This is a genomic window from Lelliottia jeotgali (assembly GCF_016771845.1).
Taxonomy (GTDB): domain Bacteria; phylum Pseudomonadota; class Gammaproteobacteria; order Enterobacterales; family Enterobacteriaceae; genus Enterobacter; species Enterobacter jeotgali.
Window position 1 is genome coordinate 71,127 of sequence record NZ_JAENMQ010000011.1, and the last position, 15,762, is coordinate 86,888.

A 15,762-nucleotide genomic window follows, 5' to 3' on the forward strand; every position below is an offset into this window, starting at 1 on the left:
GTGCTGGCCTGAACCGAATATAGATATAGTGAATAACGCCTTTACAGCAGGGGAGGAGGCAGATGCAAAGCTCGTGAAGAAGAGATAAAGGAAAATCCCTCTTAATCTGGAGGGCAGTTCAGATCGATTTAATGGAAACATGGTTATAACTATTACTTTACCGGATAGAGATTATCAGGGGCTGATTGCTGGCATACAGACTTTCAGCCCCCCTTTTCTTTACCGGCTGTATATTGTCCGCACCAGGCTAATGAGTCTCAAGATAATCAAGGGGTTTCCCGAGCAAACTGAGCAGGCGCAAAATTTCCCCCTGCGACACGGTACGAAGCACTTCTGAACGTCCGTGATGGAGGTAATCATCCACCGACATGGTGCGCCATTCCGGATGCGGTTTTTTGCTGCATAGCGTCCAGTTCGCACTGTCATCAGTCCGACGCAGCACATAGTAATCAACGGAGCGCGTTAGGCCGCTGCCATATGCTTCCTGTGCCACAATCCGAGCCTGTGAGCCGTCTTCCCGGATGAAATCCTGAGTGACTTTAGTGATCAATTCCTGCATGGCCATATTCGCCTCCTGTCTGCGCCATTTTGACTGAATTCCTCGCTATTCCGGTTTACTGAGTCAACCGGGCAACGCCTGCACTGATTATCTCAAAACAGGTACGCGAGCTAATAACCATTGACGAAATTTGCCGCAATTAACCGTAATATCGGAAAAACCGGCGAGATGTTCACGTTCAAATAACATCCATCTGATAGAGTTGCATGACAAATAATTAAATCGTCGAATACGTGGAGGCCCAGGTCATGCAGGCAGAATTATGGGAAGGAAAGACGTTTGAGCCATTCGACCCAGAGCTCAGAATTGAAGTGGATGGAAAATCTGTGCGGTATCTCGACAACCCTGAAGATCTGATTTATAAGCACGTTCCAGATTATGAAATCGTCCAGGAAAATCCGCCTTTGCTACCGCCGGAAGAGCATCAGATTGTCAGTGCCGTCAGTATTAACATCGTTCATACGTGGCTGAAGCAAAATCTGCATTTCCTGGAATATATTTTTGACTTACCCGAAACTCTGCGCACCCACCGGCTGCTGCGCAAGTCAGACCGTTTTCTTACCGGCTGCATGAGTCGTTCCGCTGTTTATAACGCCTCGCTTATTCGCGTCCTTAAAAAAACCTCCCCTGAACGCATCCACCTGATGTCGCCGACGCTACAAAAGCTGGTGGCTGAAATACAGCAGCCCTGCGCCTGATCGGTTGATTCCATCAGGCAAAGCGGAACGCGTCCGGTCACTCACATCTGAGAATCAAGCACCAGGGCATCAAGCAACGGACGGGACTGATACCCCGTCGCACCGAGAATCAAATTTCGGGAATTCGCCAGCCACTCCGTGATTTTCTCGGTTGAGGGTTTGGCGGAAAAGCTGGCGAAAGGGCACCAGAAATGGGCTAAATCAAAGCCGACTTAGGGTATAAATACCCAGTGGTCATTCATGCGCTAGGAGAATTATGTGGAAGAACTAGTAAAGTCACATCAACGTAGGGCTGCTGATAAACTCAGGAAGCTCGCTGATAACATCGAAGCCAGTGATAACGTATTGTCAATAGAGATTGGCGAACACCATCTTGAATGTGAATTCCTTCTAAGGATAGAAAATGGTGTGCGCGTAGGAAAAATCACGTTCGAGTCCACACCAGAATAGAATAATCAAAAATAAGAGTGCATCCGCCTGATGTCGCCTTCTCTACAGCGGCTGGTGGCTGAAATACAGCAGCCCAGTACCTGATTGGTTGCCCCCATCAGGCAATGCGGAACGCGTCCGGTCAATCACTTCTGATAATCAAGCACCAGGGCATCAAGCAACGGACTGGACTGATACCCCGGTGCGCCGAGAAACAAATTACGTGAAATCGCCAGCCACTCCATGATTTTCTCGGTTGCAAGCCAGCGCCGACCGAGGCGTTCAGCGGCAAGCGGTGTCTTAAAGAGACCGGCAAATGGTTCGACCACCAGATCGCCCGGCTCGCTCAGAAACTCAATTAGAAATGAGGCCAGCCGGGTGGGTGACGACGCGCCGTGCAGCGGCATCCCGGTTTCACGGGCGACTTTGTGACACAACCGCGTATCGGCACAGGCATTGCCAAACTGTAAGGTGTTTTTAGCGATTGCCCCGTCTGTTTTTACCCCGTAAGAGCCGTGACGAAGCTGGAATGCGCCGTCACCATAGCTTGTCACCCGCTGCTCTCCTCCGGCGTCCAGCAGCTTCAGATGCTTTTCAGAATGGGGTTGCAGCACCCGGCGGTTATCTGATTTTACCCGCATCGCGTCGTTGGTAAACCACAGCACACACTCGTAGGAGACTGCGAGCTGTACCCGATGCTTACACGCCCAGTGCGTCGGCGATGGCGGCTTGGCACGGTTTATCCAGATGAGTCTGTCCATTAGCTCCAGTCCCAGATTCTCACACAGCGCCAGGGTAAGCCTTTCCACGTACAGTGACCGGGATGGTCTGCCCGGATTGAAAGCATCCTGCGTAATATTGAGAGTAATTGACCCACCAGTAACCAGCCGCTTAACAATCGGCTCCAGGGTATGCAAGATGAAGTCGATATACGCCTGTTCGCCCCTGCCGGTACCGGCTCCGTATGCCCTGGCGTGTCGTAACAGGTAAGGTGGCGAGGTAACACACAGTGTCACCGGCTCATCTATCCGGTTAAACACTTGCTGAGCATTACCATAGATGGCGACCCCCAAGTCGGTTGAGAAACCGACCAGTGCCATTTTATTCCAGCATTCGTGCAGCTTCTTTTCGGTTTTAAGCGCGTAACGCCAGACTCCCCGATCACCTGGAACGTGTTCAATCACTCCGGCTTTGCGAAGCGTCTGTTGATACCAGCGCACTTTATGTTTGACGGCGCTGGTTTTCATTTCTCTGCTGCCAAAGGACTTCTGTGCCTTCAGTTCGGCATCGCTCAGGCCGGTGGACTGCTGTAAAAGCGCATACAGCTCGTCATTGGAGACCGGGGCATCGGCCTTTTCATAGAGGCGGGCAATCAGTTCTGGCGTGATTTCTTTCATCGTATACTCACGGCATCGACGGACAATAAAACCGTGCCCGGTCTGATGATCGGGCAGTAAAATGCCCGGACTGGCACCGGGCACGACAACTTCAGAGATACATGCGGAGCACGTCGGCGTGCTCAGGGGAGATTTCCACGCAGCTCTTCATGCTGTAGTAATATTCACCAAACATGTCCGACAGGTTATTTTCGCCCTCCCATTCCACCCCGAAGTCGGCATCGGAATGGCACTCAGCGAGGAGCGCCAGCCGGGTGGCGTCCTGCTCATTCTGCGCATCCACTACGCGCAGAGAAGATTTTTCAACTTCACCGTTTACGATACACAGGTTTACTGCAAAGTGTTTGTTCAGCATGGTCGCCTCTCAGGGTGTCAGGGTTAAAGTCGCGTTATTAACAATGATCTTACCAGGTTGGCTTTGCAGGCTAATAACCTGCACTCAAGATATTCGAAAATATACAGAACAGATAAATTCAGCAGACACCGGGATAGATGCAGCGCCAGAAAAGAAAAAAGTTACTTTCCCGACTGCTGTCAGTGCATGAGGCAAAGGGATTATGTGAAGATTGCACGTGCCCGGAAACGGTACTGTCGGGAATGCGTGGCGAGGTCAGGTTAGCAGGGTGCCGATTTAACGACACCGCGTCATAACTACAACTGCGGGAACTCAAGAGCGTACTCGGATAAGCCAGTCACACCACTTTTTCCGGGAGTAACGGAATAGAAGCGCTCCTCACCTTGCCCCATATCAAAAGTGATAGTTTTGGTTTCTCCCGGAGCCCCCGTGACGTCCAACCCCGTGATCGGGAAGTTCGCATCTTTTCGTACCGACAGCGTTCCGTTTAACGGGAGCGAGTGCTCATTTTTTCAGCTTCAGGAGAATAAAACGTGTGCATTTTTGATGAATTCGTAACAATAACGGTGTCATTGCGGCGTATTAATAATCTTCAGTCTGCGTTTGCCGCGAAAAATTTTTCTGATAGCCTGGAGCATCTCCTGAACAGGCAGGAGATGCTCCAGGCAAACCAGATCATGCCCAGCGATAGAGTGAGAAGTATTCCTTGTTAGCCGCCAGTTCGGAAAGCAGCGAGTCCATATTCTGGCGGGCATAAGCGGTCAGGATGAAGCGAAATCCGTCGATGGTTTCGATATAGCGGACACCATTGGTGGTCAGTCCTGCATTAACGACTTCCGCCGTCATCATGAACTGCCCTTCCGGGAAGTCAGGGGACAGATACAAAAATCCCGTCGTGCCGCCGGAAGGTGTGGCGTTATAAATGACCCCGTTGAACGTAACGCCGTGACGGGCTGGAGGCAGATCCGTGGCCTCCAGCCCCTTTTTCAGTAGCCCAGAGATCAAATCTTTTTCTTCACCAGAAGCATAAGCCCTACGGTCATCGGCTGCTCCCGGTCGGGAATAGACGCCCACTACAGCCAGGCGGCGAAGCTCGTTCCTGATCCCCGGGTGACAGCTTGCCCCTGCCCTGCCCTGAAGCTGTACGCCAAAATCCTCACAGAGGATCAGGACACGCCGCAGCTGCTCTTTACAGACAGTGGTTGTCAGCATCAGACCCTGACTGGTGAACCCAAGTTCGAGAATGGCCTCGCCGGTATCAGAGCGGAAAGACTCCAGGGTGATGAGCGGCGGCTTATTCAGCAGAAGCTTGTCCCCGGTAAGCTCGTAGTAACGCTCCGGGAAATACTCCCGCATCACTGCATCAATCACCACAGCGGACTCATCACCTGCGGGCGCGACGACATAAATCTGGAACGGTCTGGCGGACTCTGCATCGAGTTGAATCGGATAGAGCCGGGGTGGATTAAGACGGGCGCACTGCGCATTTACGTGCGTTGCCCATGCCGGATCGGAGGACGACTCACTGAGCGGCAGGTTCAGGTCATCACAGAAAGCCACAATATTTGCCATCTGCGCCGCCGAGACTGTCCCGGTCAGCGACAGTCCGTGCGTGTTCATGGCGAGCTGGCGGGAGCTGACCAGCGGGTTTTGCGCCCAGGGTTGCAGTGACAACGTGGCACGGCTAATGGAAGGAATGACCCTGGTGCTGGTCTGCCCCATCAGCTTGCAGCGACTGAACTCCGTCGTGTGCAATACCTGCGAAAAAACGTATTGCGCCTGCTGGCGAGAACTTGCCTGAATATAAAACAACGCATCCGTTTTAATATCCGCTGCTGAAATTCCATATAATTTCATTATATACTCTCAGTGAATGAGCGATTTGTAGTCATGTGCCGATAAATGCACGTTATGCGCTCCGTCCTGCCATTCAAAAAATAGCCTATATTTTGAATTTACGCGAATAGAAGAATAACGATTTGAGGTCATTCTTAATCTTTCATAACGGAGACTGTTGGAAGCCAGTTCTTTTTCCGAGCAAACTTCATCCAGCATTTTCAGTCGACTCAAAATGGCATTGGTAATATCCGACGGAATACCGGCCTGGCCTTTCCCTTTACGGAAGCATTTTTCCAGACGACTATCTTTGAATGAGTGGATCATATTAACCTCCGTAAAGTAAACTTATGAATGAGCACTAAAACGCCGGATTATTTTAATCCGAGAATTTTCTCCGCTACCGCAATTTGCTTATCGCTCAGCGGGTGACGACGAGACAGCGTATGCTTCAGGCTGTCGAGAAAGTTGTTCTTTACCGTGTGTGCCGTCAGTGCATCCAGCAAGTTCTGGTGGGTCTCACACCAGATTGAAAACTGGGAATACCGCGCCTGTACTGCATTCTGCTTCGCTCTGAATTCCGCATCAGCCACTTTCCGGGCTGCGGCGGGGTAGCTGCGGCGAAGTGCGTCCAGCGTGTAGGCTGTGCGGGTGGTGATCAGGCTGTAGCCCGTTGCATTACACACCATGCAACGACTTTTATAAAAGTGATTACGCTCACCACGCCCGTTGCATTTATTGCAGACAACCCGGTAGGTATATTCTGCTGTGCCCTTTACATCATTAACGCACTGGATGGCAGAGAGAGAGACTTCCATGCCGCTGCGGTCAAAATACTTAGTCATTTTTTCACTCCGGTATCCGTCTTGATAGATACAGAATGACAGAACACATTCAAAATCTAATAACCCGAAGGGGAAATAAATCGAATAAATTACAAATGAATTAAAACTCAATCAGGCCATTTTAATTACCACTCGCAAACCAAAATAAATATCAAAAACGACTTGCAGGACATCGCCAACATAATTTATAACTAATATCAGAGTAATATCTTTAGCGGTCTAATATGACGCACCTAGAATATAAGCAAAATCGTCCATATCACTAATAATCAGAAGCTAGACGGCAACATGGAATAACTGCCCGCATGAGCGTCTGCCACGATACCGTGCCGGGAAAAGAAGTCTTCTTTCCGGTTGCCTTAACCGCCCTGCCAGTTTATGGCCGGGATAACAACGATGATAAACCCGGAGACCCCCCCTATGAGTACAGATGAACGTCAGCAGGCAGAGCAGAAGATTGCACGGGAGGCCGTTTCCGGCATTACCGCTGCGGGTTTTTGTGTTTCCGTGAATGACGGTGAGGCCACGGTGCTGTCGAAGTCCGATGACGTCGAGGCCATTCTCGCGGCGATGTTCTCCACCGACCAGGACATCCTCACAGTCTATTCCCCGGCAGACGTCCCCGGCGCACCGTGTACGCGTCTGGGCTTTGTGCAATTCATTTACGGTAATGATGGTTGGGATGTCATTGCCGATAACTCCCTCAGCCTTGAGCCGTGTCTGAAAAAAGCCACCGCACTTTCAGCTTCGCTTGAACGTCAGTTCGGCTGAATGTCTCGGGCAGGAAATCAACCTGCCCGTTATTCACCTATTCGCCTGCCTGAAATAAAAACGCATAGCCCCAATAAAATAAGACAGATCTGGATTTAATATTTCATTAATATTTATGTCCTGTGGGTTATTAGGCTGAAGAACGAAAATGCTAGCGTGTCATTAACTGACAAACGGAGATCACAACATGCCTAAATTTTTAACCCCTTCTGACTTTGCTGAAATCGTGAGTGGATTGCTGGTGGACCCTCAACGCCTCGGGGCATTTGCTGAGCCGGGTGATCACCAGGCGTTCCTTGCGGAGATGGGCCATGTCGTGGCCCGCCATTGCGGCGGAAAAATTGACGGTGTCATGATGCCGGAGGGAGCGGAAGAAGAGCAGAGTCAGCCCTATCTGTCATGCCCGGAAACAACGCCGTATCTCATTGTCAGCCCGGATGCGTCCCTGCCTTCCCTGACCCACAACGTCTGGCGTTACATGTGTGCAAACGGCTGGGTGGATGCAGTTCGTGGTACGCCAGATACCTCAACGGATGCGCTCCCGACCCGGGCGGAATGTCGTGAAGTTCGAACCGGCCTGCAACGTCTGCTGATTCCCGTCGATACGGCACAGTGCAATCTCAAACAGCACATCGGGCGGATGCAGGATAACGAGCATGACGGCGGCGACACTCTGCCAGAAGAGAAGATTTTTACGGTCAGCGCCGCACTCGGCGGCGTGGCGCAGATTGCGGTACAGAATCATCAAGGCAGGACTGTCTTTGGCGCAGTGCTGACGATTGAAAATGATACACCATCCCTGCATATTAACCCCGGCGATACCGAGCTTGCGAGCTTGCACATCCACGCCGCCCACGAAGGTCTGGTACTGGCGACCGGGTCAGCTGACACGAGCTTTACCCTCGCCCCCGTCGATTGCTTTACCTACGGACGCTCCGGATTGCTGGTGCGGACGGCCGAGTCCTTAACGCACAATGTTAATTAACCAAACCGCTATGAATTAAATTACTCCGGGTCCGAATTAATTCGGACCTTTTTTATTACTCCCTGAAGTTAATTAATTTTGATTTTTTATTCAGAGGTTATTAGCCAGGAAACACGCCTTGATAAAATAGAGACATCGAAAGCAGACAGAGTGGATGTATATATCATGGCTAAATTTGTAAGCCCTCAGGAATTGACTGAAATTATCGCAGGTCTGTTATTAAAACCGGAATTACTGGGCGAGCTGGATACCCCGGAAAAACACCGTTCCCTGTTTCTCGAATTGGGGGAAGTCGTGGCCACGCACTGTGGAGGCTATATCTCTGACGTAACTGAACCGGAAACCGACGGCACTTCAGCCGATGGTGGCCTGGTCAGCGGTAAGCCGGTCCGGTATCTGGAAGTCCCTGAAAGTACCCCGTATCTGGTGGTGCAGGAAAATGAATGCCTGCCATCACGCGAGCAAAACGTGTGGATGTACGTGGATACGGAAGGCTGGGTCGAGCAAGGCCAGGACGAGTCTACCATCCCGACACCTGAAATGTGCCAGTCCGTGCGCCGTGAACTCCGCCAGCTGCTAGCCCCGGTCACACCGGGTGAGATGGTGCTGACCATGCAGGACTGGCGGCTACAGGACGAGGCGCTGCCTGAAGAGGACAGCAAGGTTTATACCGTGAGCGCCACGGTGGGTGAAAACCTGTCAGTGGAAGTCAGCGGACCGGATGGCGAGCCGTGTTTTGGCTTCATGTTTGAAGTCAATAAGGGTGTCCCCGCCCTGCACATCAACGACGGTCAGGATTGCGTCCTCCATCTCCATGCAGCCCATGGCGGCGTGGTGATTGCCCCTGATGCGACGGACAGCCGCTTTGAAGATGCCCCCGTAGACCGCTTTTCTTACGACTTACCTGCGCTGCTGATGCCGTTTAACTAATCAATCCCATGCCATCACCTACCCTACGGCAGGTGATCACCCCGATACCGGAGATACCATGCAAATTGCCACTGACGTACTGATTGCCCTGGGCCATGCCAGGACCGACGAAAACCGCCTTTTTCTGTCCGCTCAGCTGGATCGGGCGCTGTACCTGAAGACCAACAAGGTGCTCGATGCCGCCGGGGGGAAATGGAACCGCAAAGAAAAGGCCCATGTCTTTCCTTCGGATGCAGGTGAGCGCCTCGACCAGCTGCTGATAACCGGTGAGATTGTCATTCCTAAGGATGAATTTAATTACATCCCTACCCCGCCTGACATTATTGCGGCCATGATTGCCGGTGCAGCTCCGACTGCCGATGATCGCATTCTTGAGCCTGGCTTTGGCGATGGCCGGATCATCAGGGCAGTGCAGGCAGTGGCACCCGGCGCACTCATTACGGGCGTTGAGCTGATGGATGATCGATTCGCACAGGCCAGTGCGGATAAGGCGCTTAGTTCCACGGCGACGTTAATCCTTGCGGACTTCCTCCGCTGGGAGCCTGAGCAAAAATTTAACGTCATTCTGATGAATCCCCCGTTCTTTAAACGCTCAGATGTGAAACATGTTAATCATGCACTTGATATGCTGGAGACCGGCGGGCGTTTTGCCTCCGTCATGCCAGCGAGCATCGAGTTTCGTCAGGACACTCTCACGGTGGAACTGCGTAAGCGGATCGCCGATTTGGGGGGCAGTATCGAGAAATTACCTGCCGATACGTTTAAATCCGTCGGCACCCGCGTTAATACAGTGATGGTAAAGATCTGACATCACCACAACGGCAACCGAAAAAGAAGCGGGTCAGCAAACCCGCTCATCATCAGCGATGAGAGTGAACGATGCACAACGTGGAATTACAGGCGAAGGCGTTACCCGACTTTCAGCAGGTATATGATTTTCTGAAAAAGCACTACAAGCCCTCCAGGTTCGAAGAGCGCAACGGGGACATCTGGGGCTACGATTATTCGCGTCGGCTTACCCGTAGTGCCATTGAAGACCTCGATAAATACGGCAAGTCGTATGTCTCTCGTTTTGAAGACAGGGCCGGTGATGGTTTTGCCTTTGGGCGGGACCTGGTCATTTTGCGTTAAGGGGGTGGCTGTCCTTCGGCAGACGTCCGCATCGTTCGGACGCATTCCTCCATAATCACACTCTCTTATTCATGCGGCGCATGGATAAGAGAGAGGCATTACCGCGCTGAATTCAAACTGAATGCTGATGTTTAGAGCCTGAAGGAACGAACAGTGCGGGTCAAAGGACAGGCATTAACGTCTTGATTGAGTGCCATATCAGGGCGACAATCCAGTGCCATGTCAGCATTACGGAGCACTACCCACGTGCCAGGCATATGTATTTTCCCCATCTTCACCGGCTTTCGCCTCAGCCACTATCTGGTCATAGCGACTGCCCGCCAGCTCCCGAACCATCTGATCCACCACCCACTGAAGGTGATGCAATTCGTCCCTACCGCCAAACCTACAGGCCAGTTCAATAGCCCGGTCTATGCGTTGTTGTTCATTTGTCATGGTCAGTTCGCCTTATGAGGTTTATTTCCTGCGGCAGGTAATCGCCCTCCAGGGGACAGTCGATTCTGCGGTAGCCATCTTACACTAAAGATCTGCGGGTCTTCTGTATGTGCCTTCAATAGCACCATGGAATTCACTTCCGGTAAACCGTCGTGCCTTTGTGAAAGACAAACTGTGTCTCTGCCTTATGTGGGAAACACCTCAAGTTACTTTTGTCCTGGCTGGTGTGGGAAACACCTCAAGTTACTTTTGTCCTGGCTAGTGTGGGAAACACCTCAAGTTACTTTTGTCCTGGCTAGTGTGGGAAATAGCTCAAGTTACTTTGGCACTGCCGGTTGTGGGAAATAGCTCAAGTTACTTTGGCACTGCCAGTTGTGGGAAACAGCTCAAGTTTTTTGTTTATGGCTGGTGTGGGAAACACCTCAAGTTACTTTGGTCCCGACTGGTTGTGGGAAACAGCTCAAGTTCTTTTGTTTATGGCTGTTGTGGGGAACACCGCAAGTTACTTTTGTCCCGACTGCTTGTGGGAAACAGCTCAAGTTCTTTTGTTTATGGCTGGTGTGGGAAACAGATCAAGTTACTTTGGCACTGCCGGTTGTGGGAAACAGCTCAAGTTCTTTTGTTCATGGCTGGTGTGGGAAACAGATTAAGTTACTTCGGCCCCGGCAGGTGTGGGATATGGCTCAAGTTAGTTTGGAGCTGGCTGGTGTGGGAAACAGATCAAGTTACATCGGCCCCGGCAGGTGTGGGATATAGCTCAAGTTAGTTTGGGGCTGGCTGGTGTGGGAAACAGATCAAGTTACTTCGGCCCCGGCAGGTGTGGGATATGGCTCAAGTTAGTTTGGGGCTGGCTGGTGTGGGAAACAGATCAAGTTACTTCGGCCCCGGCTGGTGTGGGATATGGCTCAAGTTAGTTTGGGACCGGCTGGTGTGGGAAACAGATCAAGTTACTTCGGCCCCGGCTGGTGTGGGATATGGCTCAAGTTAGTTTGGGACTGGCTGGTGTGGGAAACAGATCAAGTTACTTCGGCCCCGGGAGGAACCTATCAAGTTCCTTTTACCCAACCTTTTGTAAAAAGCCCCCAAAGTCACTTTGGCCCCGGCTAGTGTGGGAAACAGATCAAGTTCATTTTGTTCTGCCAGTTGTAAGATGCGCCCAAAGTTACTTTGGTTTCCGTCTGTGGGAAATACCTCAAGTTATTGGCACAGAGCTGAATGTGGGAAACACCGCAAGTTAATGTCTCTGGCCTGGACAGGGTTTAACGCTGGTCGTAATGCGTTCAAAGAGCGCGTTTTATGATCTGGATTGTGGGGAAAAGCTCAAGTTCGTATTCATGCAGACAGGCAGGATTTGAGGGAAAACGATAGCGCAGAAATCATACACCAGGTTCAACTGCATGATTATAAGGAACATTTATGCAGTGTATTATTTATCCAGTTCCAAGACTATGGGAAACAGCTCAAGTTATTCCATCCGAAGGGCATAGAAATGGTTGAAATCAAGATCAAACTCACGTTTACCATCCAAACTTGAGGTGTTTCCCATAACTACTTGACCTGATCCCCATACTTACTTGAGCCGTTTCCCATACTGAAAACCATGCAAATACGCCTGAAGAAACGGCCACCAAAAATGGCAATACTCTGAATTGCGGACAATGACCAGGTTGTATGAACCTTGTGGATAATGAAAAAATTACTTGAGGTGTTTCCCATAGTAACTTGATCAGGTTCCCATACTTTCTTGTGGTGAATCCCACAGATAACTGCCGTGATTCCCATTGTTACTTGCGGTGTCTCCCACAAGGATGACCTGTAAACCCAGTTACGACGGGGGATTAAGTCTGCTAAAAAGGAGAAAAGGAATTAAAAAGGAGAAAAGGATTTAAAAAGAAGCAGGTGGATAAGTGGATAACTACCGTCTGAAATTTTCCAGAACCTGAGAGTCCACGCTGTGTGGGAGCTAAACGAACTGCCACTTCAAAGCTGTGCCTTTTGTCTTACCGACTTCTCGCAAGTCGGTAAGACCGAATATATGGGAAATGCATCAAGCTTTATCTTTCTTGGGCAGTATTGTGAAGATGAAATTACCATTACCGTCATCGCTAACTTCAGTGAGAATCGGGGTGCTGGTATTGATACGTTTGATCGAAGGATTCAAAAATGTTCTCTTCAACTCCGCAGTGTTTCGGCGCTGTGTATCGGGAAGCTTAAAGCGGTCTGCAAGCCACTCCTGACTTACTTTCCAAATCCCCGTAGAACGATACTGGCAGAGGCTTTCGTAAAGGCGGATAGTTCTGACGGAGCTGATTTTCTCAACATCAACAAGCCCGTACGTCGTGAATTGAGATGTCAGACCCACAATATAGGGCATCATGTGATGGTTGAACTCAACCTCCCATTGCCCCCTTCCACGACGTAAACCGGAGAGTGCCAGCCAGGGCATCTTTATCTCTTCATATTTACCGCCCTTAGGGAAAAAGGTCACACTGCTCTCAGATAAGGCCTGAATGCCTTTCTTCAAATCCCGGCTGGCGGTCTCTACACTGACGTTGAAGTGAGCCTGGTAATCAGAAACCAGGATCGTAAAGTTGGTCTCGGCTATCTGCTCTTCGTCCTTTTTTGCATAACATTCAACAAGGCATAGCCACAGCGCACGTTTTGCCTGAAGTGGCAAATAGTAAGCCGCCTCAGTCAATTCGTTCGACTGACTGATTTTCAAAGCCTTTAAACTTTTTCTTATCTGTGTCGCCGCCATATTAAGGTCGCCAATTTTATTGTGGGGAATTTCAAGTTACCCACAGTGTACATGCCTGAATCACATTGACAAGAATCTGTTAACGAAAGCTGTGTAAAACTCAAATCAAACTTGAGCTGTTTCCCATAGTAACTTGATGCCTTTCCCATAGGATCTTGATGTGATCCCCATTAGAACTTGAGGTGTCTCCCATTGCTACTTGAGGTCTTCCCCATAAACACCCCTTCTGAAGCCAGACAGGGTGCGGGTTTCAGCCTCCTAAAAAGAAGAAAAAGAATTTAAAAAGGATGAAAATGTTATTAAAAAGAAGCCAGTGGATAAGTGGGTAACTGCAAGATGGAAGTGCGGCGATCCTTGAAGATCCTTGCACTATGCTAGAAGGGTCCTGACAACTGTCTGTGAATAATAAATTGTCAAAAATTCCAATATTCTGAGAAACCAGCCCTTCATGTAGAAATAACTCACAAGCAGCGGAATGGCATTGAGGAAGTATACCCCTTTTGCTCTTCTGATTGAAAAGAGCAAAAGGGGATCTAAAAATACTTAAGATTATAAAATCTGGGGCAGTTCCACCATGAAGTCTGCTGCACCACTTATACCGGACTGATTTGGAAATACAGGTATTAGAATACCGTCGCCGATACCAAAGTTGAGGATGAACTCTTTTGACTCGCCGGGTTCAACGCTGACTCCATTCACTGACACACCAAATTTGGCATCACGACGGACAGAAAGCACGGCATTCTGATTGCCTGTCAGAAGCGCACCGTCTTTCTTCCGGATGCTGTTTGACTGGATGTAGGCCAGCGGTTTGTCATCGGAGGTTTTAAGGGCCTGCCCGACTGCCAGGGTTTTGAGGGTATTAAACTCAATCATGTTATCAGGCACATAGCGGAAATGGCTGGATTTTGTTGTCGTGTTTCCCGCTTCATCGATGGCAGTGACGATCAGGTTGTAGGCGTCAGTATCATCGCTCGACGGGAACACCCTTGGATACTGAAGAGCAAAGCTGTTAGCTCCAGTCTGATACCAGCCGACATTCACTTTATCTGACGTTGGCCCACCATCCAGCGTAATGCTGGTGACTGACGGTTTAGTCAAATCGTCGGTCACCTGAATGACCAAATTTTCCAGCCCCTTCACCAGCTGCCCCTAAGCTGGTTTACCTTTAAAGTCAATCGCGACAACAGGCGCTATGGTGTCGTGCAGAATGCCTCCAGGCAGCGTAGCCGTAGATACGTTTCCATAGCTGTCTTTAACCGTTGCGGCAGCAGTGTAGCGGCCTGATGGCAATACGGCATAGTTAAACGTGAGGTTCTTCTGCTGATAGTTGATGACACTGGTTCTCGCCGGTTTTAGCACGGTGTCTTTCCCGGCGGCGTCTTTCAAGGTCAGGGCAAAATCTTCGGTCACCCACATAAATTTGCGCCAGTCGTTCATTGTATCCTGATCGGTTATCTGCAACATGACGGATTTTATCAGGCTGTTCACGGTCAGTTCATCAATGGTTGTTGGGTTGAAGTCCCAGTAGAAATAGAGATATGAGCTCAGGCCTCCCAAGTTTGACTGTGCGCCTGTACCAGTGATGATGGTCTGGCTTGGCTCATAGCCACGGTCGCTGGTTTTGCAATAATTCAGTGCCATTGAACATGAGGAGGCTCCTGCGGCAACAGAGCAGGCCCCTACTCCCGTGATCGATACATTCTGGACATAAGTACGGGGCTCCACGTTGATTTTGACAGCGTCAATACAGTCAGGGGCTACCATTCGCACTGTATCGCTACCAGACCACCTATTGGCCTTCTTGAGGTGGACATCACCACTGAGGTACTGAGGAGCCAGCACAACGCCGCTGGAGGGCGTAAATTTGAGATTCTTAAACTGTAGGGTCCTGTATATCCCGGCTTTTGTGAGCATATCGGCATACCGATAGCTTTCTGGATAGCTCAGCGTAAAGTCCCAGTAGGCAAAATTGCTGTCGGAGCTCGTGGCATTGCCATACCAGCCAAACTCGGTGCCATTAAAATTGGCATGGTCCTGGCGTCGGTACTTAACCCGGAACTGGAGCGGGTTGGCGTAGATAGTCATACCGTCCACATAGTCCTCCCATGCGCCGGTTCTGGCATTCTTAACTTGATATTGAGAATAAGTCGGTCAGGGAAAGAGCCTGAGTTGCGCCCCAGTTGCTGAAAATATCTACGCTACCGTTGACCCAGCCTGCCCGAATCCACGTGATGGGACCGGGAATGGTCGGGGGTGTGACGTCGATAGAGAATTTGGCCGTGGTGGTAGAAACGAGCTCGTCTTTGTTATCCAGGGTTTCGTTTCGAATACTGAAGGCTCCGTTGCCGAGCACTGGCAGCGTGATGGATTTGCCGTAATACTCGCTGCCGTCTGCCGCCGTGATGCGGTCTTTGACAGTAACGATATCGGTGGTCCCCGGGAATACTTCAGCTTTGTCGCTGTCGCGGGTGACAATCAGGCGCTCTTTACGGTCAAGGCTGACCTTAATGGGGGGAGACGGTTTCATCCAGAGGCTGGATGGTTCAGCATTCGTCACGACTCCACGGGTATTGGTGTAGGTTTAGTTATAGATTTGCGCCGCCGAGCTCAGTGGCACAGCAACAAGCACA

15 protein-coding genes and 1 pseudogene are annotated in these 15,762 nt (G+C 50.4%); 6 read left to right on the plus strand and 10 right to left on the minus strand.

The genetic code is table 11. The features are described 5' to 3' along the window. Window positions 1–247: 247 nt before the first annotated feature. Window positions 248–565, minus strand: coding sequence for a hypothetical protein (locus JBO43_RS17995; protein WP_202668450.1), 318 nt, complete (start codon window positions 563–565; stop codon window positions 248–250). Window positions 566–807: 242 nt separating this feature from the next. Between JBO43_RS17995 and JBO43_RS18000 the strand changes: the two genes are divergently transcribed. Beyond that, complete coding sequence (locus tag JBO43_RS18000; RefSeq protein WP_202668451.1) at window positions 808–1,257, plus strand: hypothetical protein; 450 nt, start codon at window positions 808–810, stop codon at window positions 1,255–1,257. Window positions 1,258–1,832: 575 nt separating this feature from the next. Here the strand turns inward: JBO43_RS18000 and JBO43_RS18005 are convergent. From JBO43_RS18005 to JBO43_RS18025, 5 genes are all read right to left on the minus strand, one after another. Continuing rightward, on the minus strand, window positions 1,833–3,167 hold the full coding sequence (locus JBO43_RS18005; RefSeq protein ID WP_331251900.1) for a DNA methyltransferase: 1,335 nt from the start codon (window positions 3,165–3,167) through the stop codon (window positions 1,833–1,835). Window positions 3,168–3,174: 7 nt separating this feature from the next. Then, the gene (locus JBO43_RS18010; protein ID WP_202668452.1) at window positions 3,175–3,438 is read right to left on the minus strand and encodes a hypothetical protein; all 264 of its coding nucleotides are present in this window, start codon (window positions 3,436–3,438) and stop codon (window positions 3,175–3,177) included. 675 nt (window positions 3,439–4,113) lie between these two features. Then, window positions 4,114–5,295: a flavin reductase gene (locus JBO43_RS18015; protein WP_202668453.1), complete on the minus strand. Its 1,182-nt coding sequence runs from the start codon at window positions 5,293–5,295 to the stop codon at window positions 4,114–4,116. A gap of 9 nt (window positions 5,296–5,304) precedes the next feature. Next, on the minus strand, window positions 5,305–5,601 hold the full coding sequence (locus tag JBO43_RS18020) for a type II toxin-antitoxin system RelE/ParE family toxin (RefSeq protein ID WP_202668454.1): 297 nt from the start codon (window positions 5,599–5,601) through the stop codon (window positions 5,305–5,307). A 47-nt stretch (window positions 5,602–5,648) separates the two neighbouring features. Further along, on the minus strand, window positions 5,649–6,119 hold the full coding sequence (locus JBO43_RS18025) for a hypothetical protein (protein ID WP_202674799.1): 471 nt from the start codon (window positions 6,117–6,119) through the stop codon (window positions 5,649–5,651). A 420-nt stretch (window positions 6,120–6,539) separates the two neighbouring features. Here JBO43_RS18025 and JBO43_RS18030 point away from each other — a divergent pair, with 420 nt between their 5' ends. The 5 genes from JBO43_RS18030 to JBO43_RS18050 all read left to right on the plus strand — a co-directional run bounded on the left by JBO43_RS18030 (window position 6,540) and on the right by JBO43_RS18050 (window position 9,936). Next, window positions 6,540–6,890 carry a hypothetical protein gene (locus JBO43_RS18030; RefSeq protein WP_202668456.1) on the plus strand — a complete coding sequence of 117 codons (351 nt, stop codon included), beginning with the start codon at window positions 6,540–6,542 and terminating at the stop codon, window positions 6,888–6,890. 187 nt (window positions 6,891–7,077) lie between these two features. Beyond that, window positions 7,078–7,875 carry a hypothetical protein gene (locus JBO43_RS18035; protein WP_202668457.1) on the plus strand — a complete coding sequence of 266 codons (798 nt, stop codon included), beginning with the start codon at window positions 7,078–7,080 and terminating at the stop codon, window positions 7,873–7,875. A 165-nt stretch (window positions 7,876–8,040) separates the two neighbouring features. After that, window positions 8,041–8,805: a hypothetical protein gene (locus JBO43_RS18040; RefSeq protein ID WP_202668458.1), complete on the plus strand. Its 765-nt coding sequence runs from the start codon at window positions 8,041–8,043 to the stop codon at window positions 8,803–8,805. Window positions 8,806–8,863: 58 nt separating this feature from the next. Continuing rightward, window positions 8,864–9,613, plus strand: a complete 750-nt coding sequence (locus JBO43_RS18045; RefSeq protein ID WP_202668459.1) for a methyltransferase — start codon at window positions 8,864–8,866, stop codon at window positions 9,611–9,613. Between the two features lie 71 nt (window positions 9,614–9,684). Then, window positions 9,685–9,936 (plus strand): hypothetical protein, encoded by a 252-nt coding sequence (locus JBO43_RS18050; protein WP_202668460.1) that lies wholly within the window; start codon window positions 9,685–9,687, stop codon window positions 9,934–9,936. 228 nt (window positions 9,937–10,164) lie between these two features. Here the strand turns inward: JBO43_RS18050 and JBO43_RS18055 are convergent, their stop codons facing one another. The 4 genes and pseudogenes from JBO43_RS18055 to JBO43_RS23040 all read right to left on the minus strand — a co-directional run bounded on the left by JBO43_RS18055 (window position 10,165) and on the right by JBO43_RS23040 (window position 15,689). Next, window positions 10,165–10,371: a hypothetical protein gene (locus tag JBO43_RS18055; RefSeq protein ID WP_202668461.1), complete on the minus strand. Its 207-nt coding sequence runs from the start codon at window positions 10,369–10,371 to the stop codon at window positions 10,165–10,167. 2,047 nt (window positions 10,372–12,418) lie between these two features. Next, window positions 12,419–13,129 (minus strand): replication initiation protein, encoded by a 711-nt coding sequence (locus tag JBO43_RS18060; RefSeq protein WP_202668462.1) that lies wholly within the window; start codon window positions 13,127–13,129, stop codon window positions 12,419–12,421. 549 nt (window positions 13,130–13,678) lie between these two features. Beyond that, window positions 13,679–15,217 (minus strand): annotated as a pseudogene (locus JBO43_RS23140) (Ig-like domain-containing protein). A gap of 40 nt (window positions 15,218–15,257) precedes the next feature. Beyond that, complete coding sequence (locus JBO43_RS23040) at window positions 15,258–15,689, minus strand: DUF4165 domain-containing protein (protein WP_331251901.1); 432 nt, start codon at window positions 15,687–15,689, stop codon at window positions 15,258–15,260. Window positions 15,690–15,762 lie beyond the last annotated feature (73 nt).

Coding starts and splice junctions, on each gene's coding strand:
- JBO43_RS17995 (WP_202668450.1), bottom strand. CDS start 565: ATGGCCATGCAGGAATTGATCACTAAAGTCACTCAGGATTTCATCCGG.
- JBO43_RS18000 (WP_202668451.1), top strand. CDS start 808: ATGCAGGCAGAATTATGGGAAGGAAAGACGTTTGAGCCATTCGACCCA.
- JBO43_RS18010 (WP_202668452.1), bottom strand. CDS start 3,438: ATGCTGAACAAACACTTTGCAGTAAACCTGTGTATCGTAAACGGTGAA.
- JBO43_RS18015 (WP_202668453.1), bottom strand. CDS start 5,295: ATGAAATTATATGGAATTTCAGCAGCGGATATTAAAACGGATGCGTTG.
- JBO43_RS18020 (WP_202668454.1), bottom strand. CDS start 5,601: ATGATCCACTCATTCAAAGATAGTCGTCTGGAAAAATGCTTCCGTAAA.
- JBO43_RS18025 (WP_202674799.1), bottom strand. CDS start 6,119: ATGACTAAGTATTTTGACCGCAGCGGCATGGAAGTCTCTCTCTCTGCC.
- JBO43_RS18030 (WP_202668456.1), top strand. CDS start 6,540: ATGAGTACAGATGAACGTCAGCAGGCAGAGCAGAAGATTGCACGGGAG.
- JBO43_RS18035 (WP_202668457.1), top strand. CDS start 7,078: ATGCCTAAATTTTTAACCCCTTCTGACTTTGCTGAAATCGTGAGTGGA.
- JBO43_RS18040 (WP_202668458.1), top strand. CDS start 8,041: ATGGCTAAATTTGTAAGCCCTCAGGAATTGACTGAAATTATCGCAGGT.
- JBO43_RS18045 (WP_202668459.1), top strand. CDS start 8,864: ATGCAAATTGCCACTGACGTACTGATTGCCCTGGGCCATGCCAGGACC.
- JBO43_RS18050 (WP_202668460.1), top strand. CDS start 9,685: ATGCACAACGTGGAATTACAGGCGAAGGCGTTACCCGACTTTCAGCAG.
- JBO43_RS18055 (WP_202668461.1), bottom strand. CDS start 10,371: ATGACAAATGAACAACAACGCATAGACCGGGCTATTGAACTGGCCTGT.
- JBO43_RS18060 (WP_202668462.1), bottom strand. CDS start 13,129: ATGGCGGCGACACAGATAAGAAAAAGTTTAAAGGCTTTGAAAATCAGT.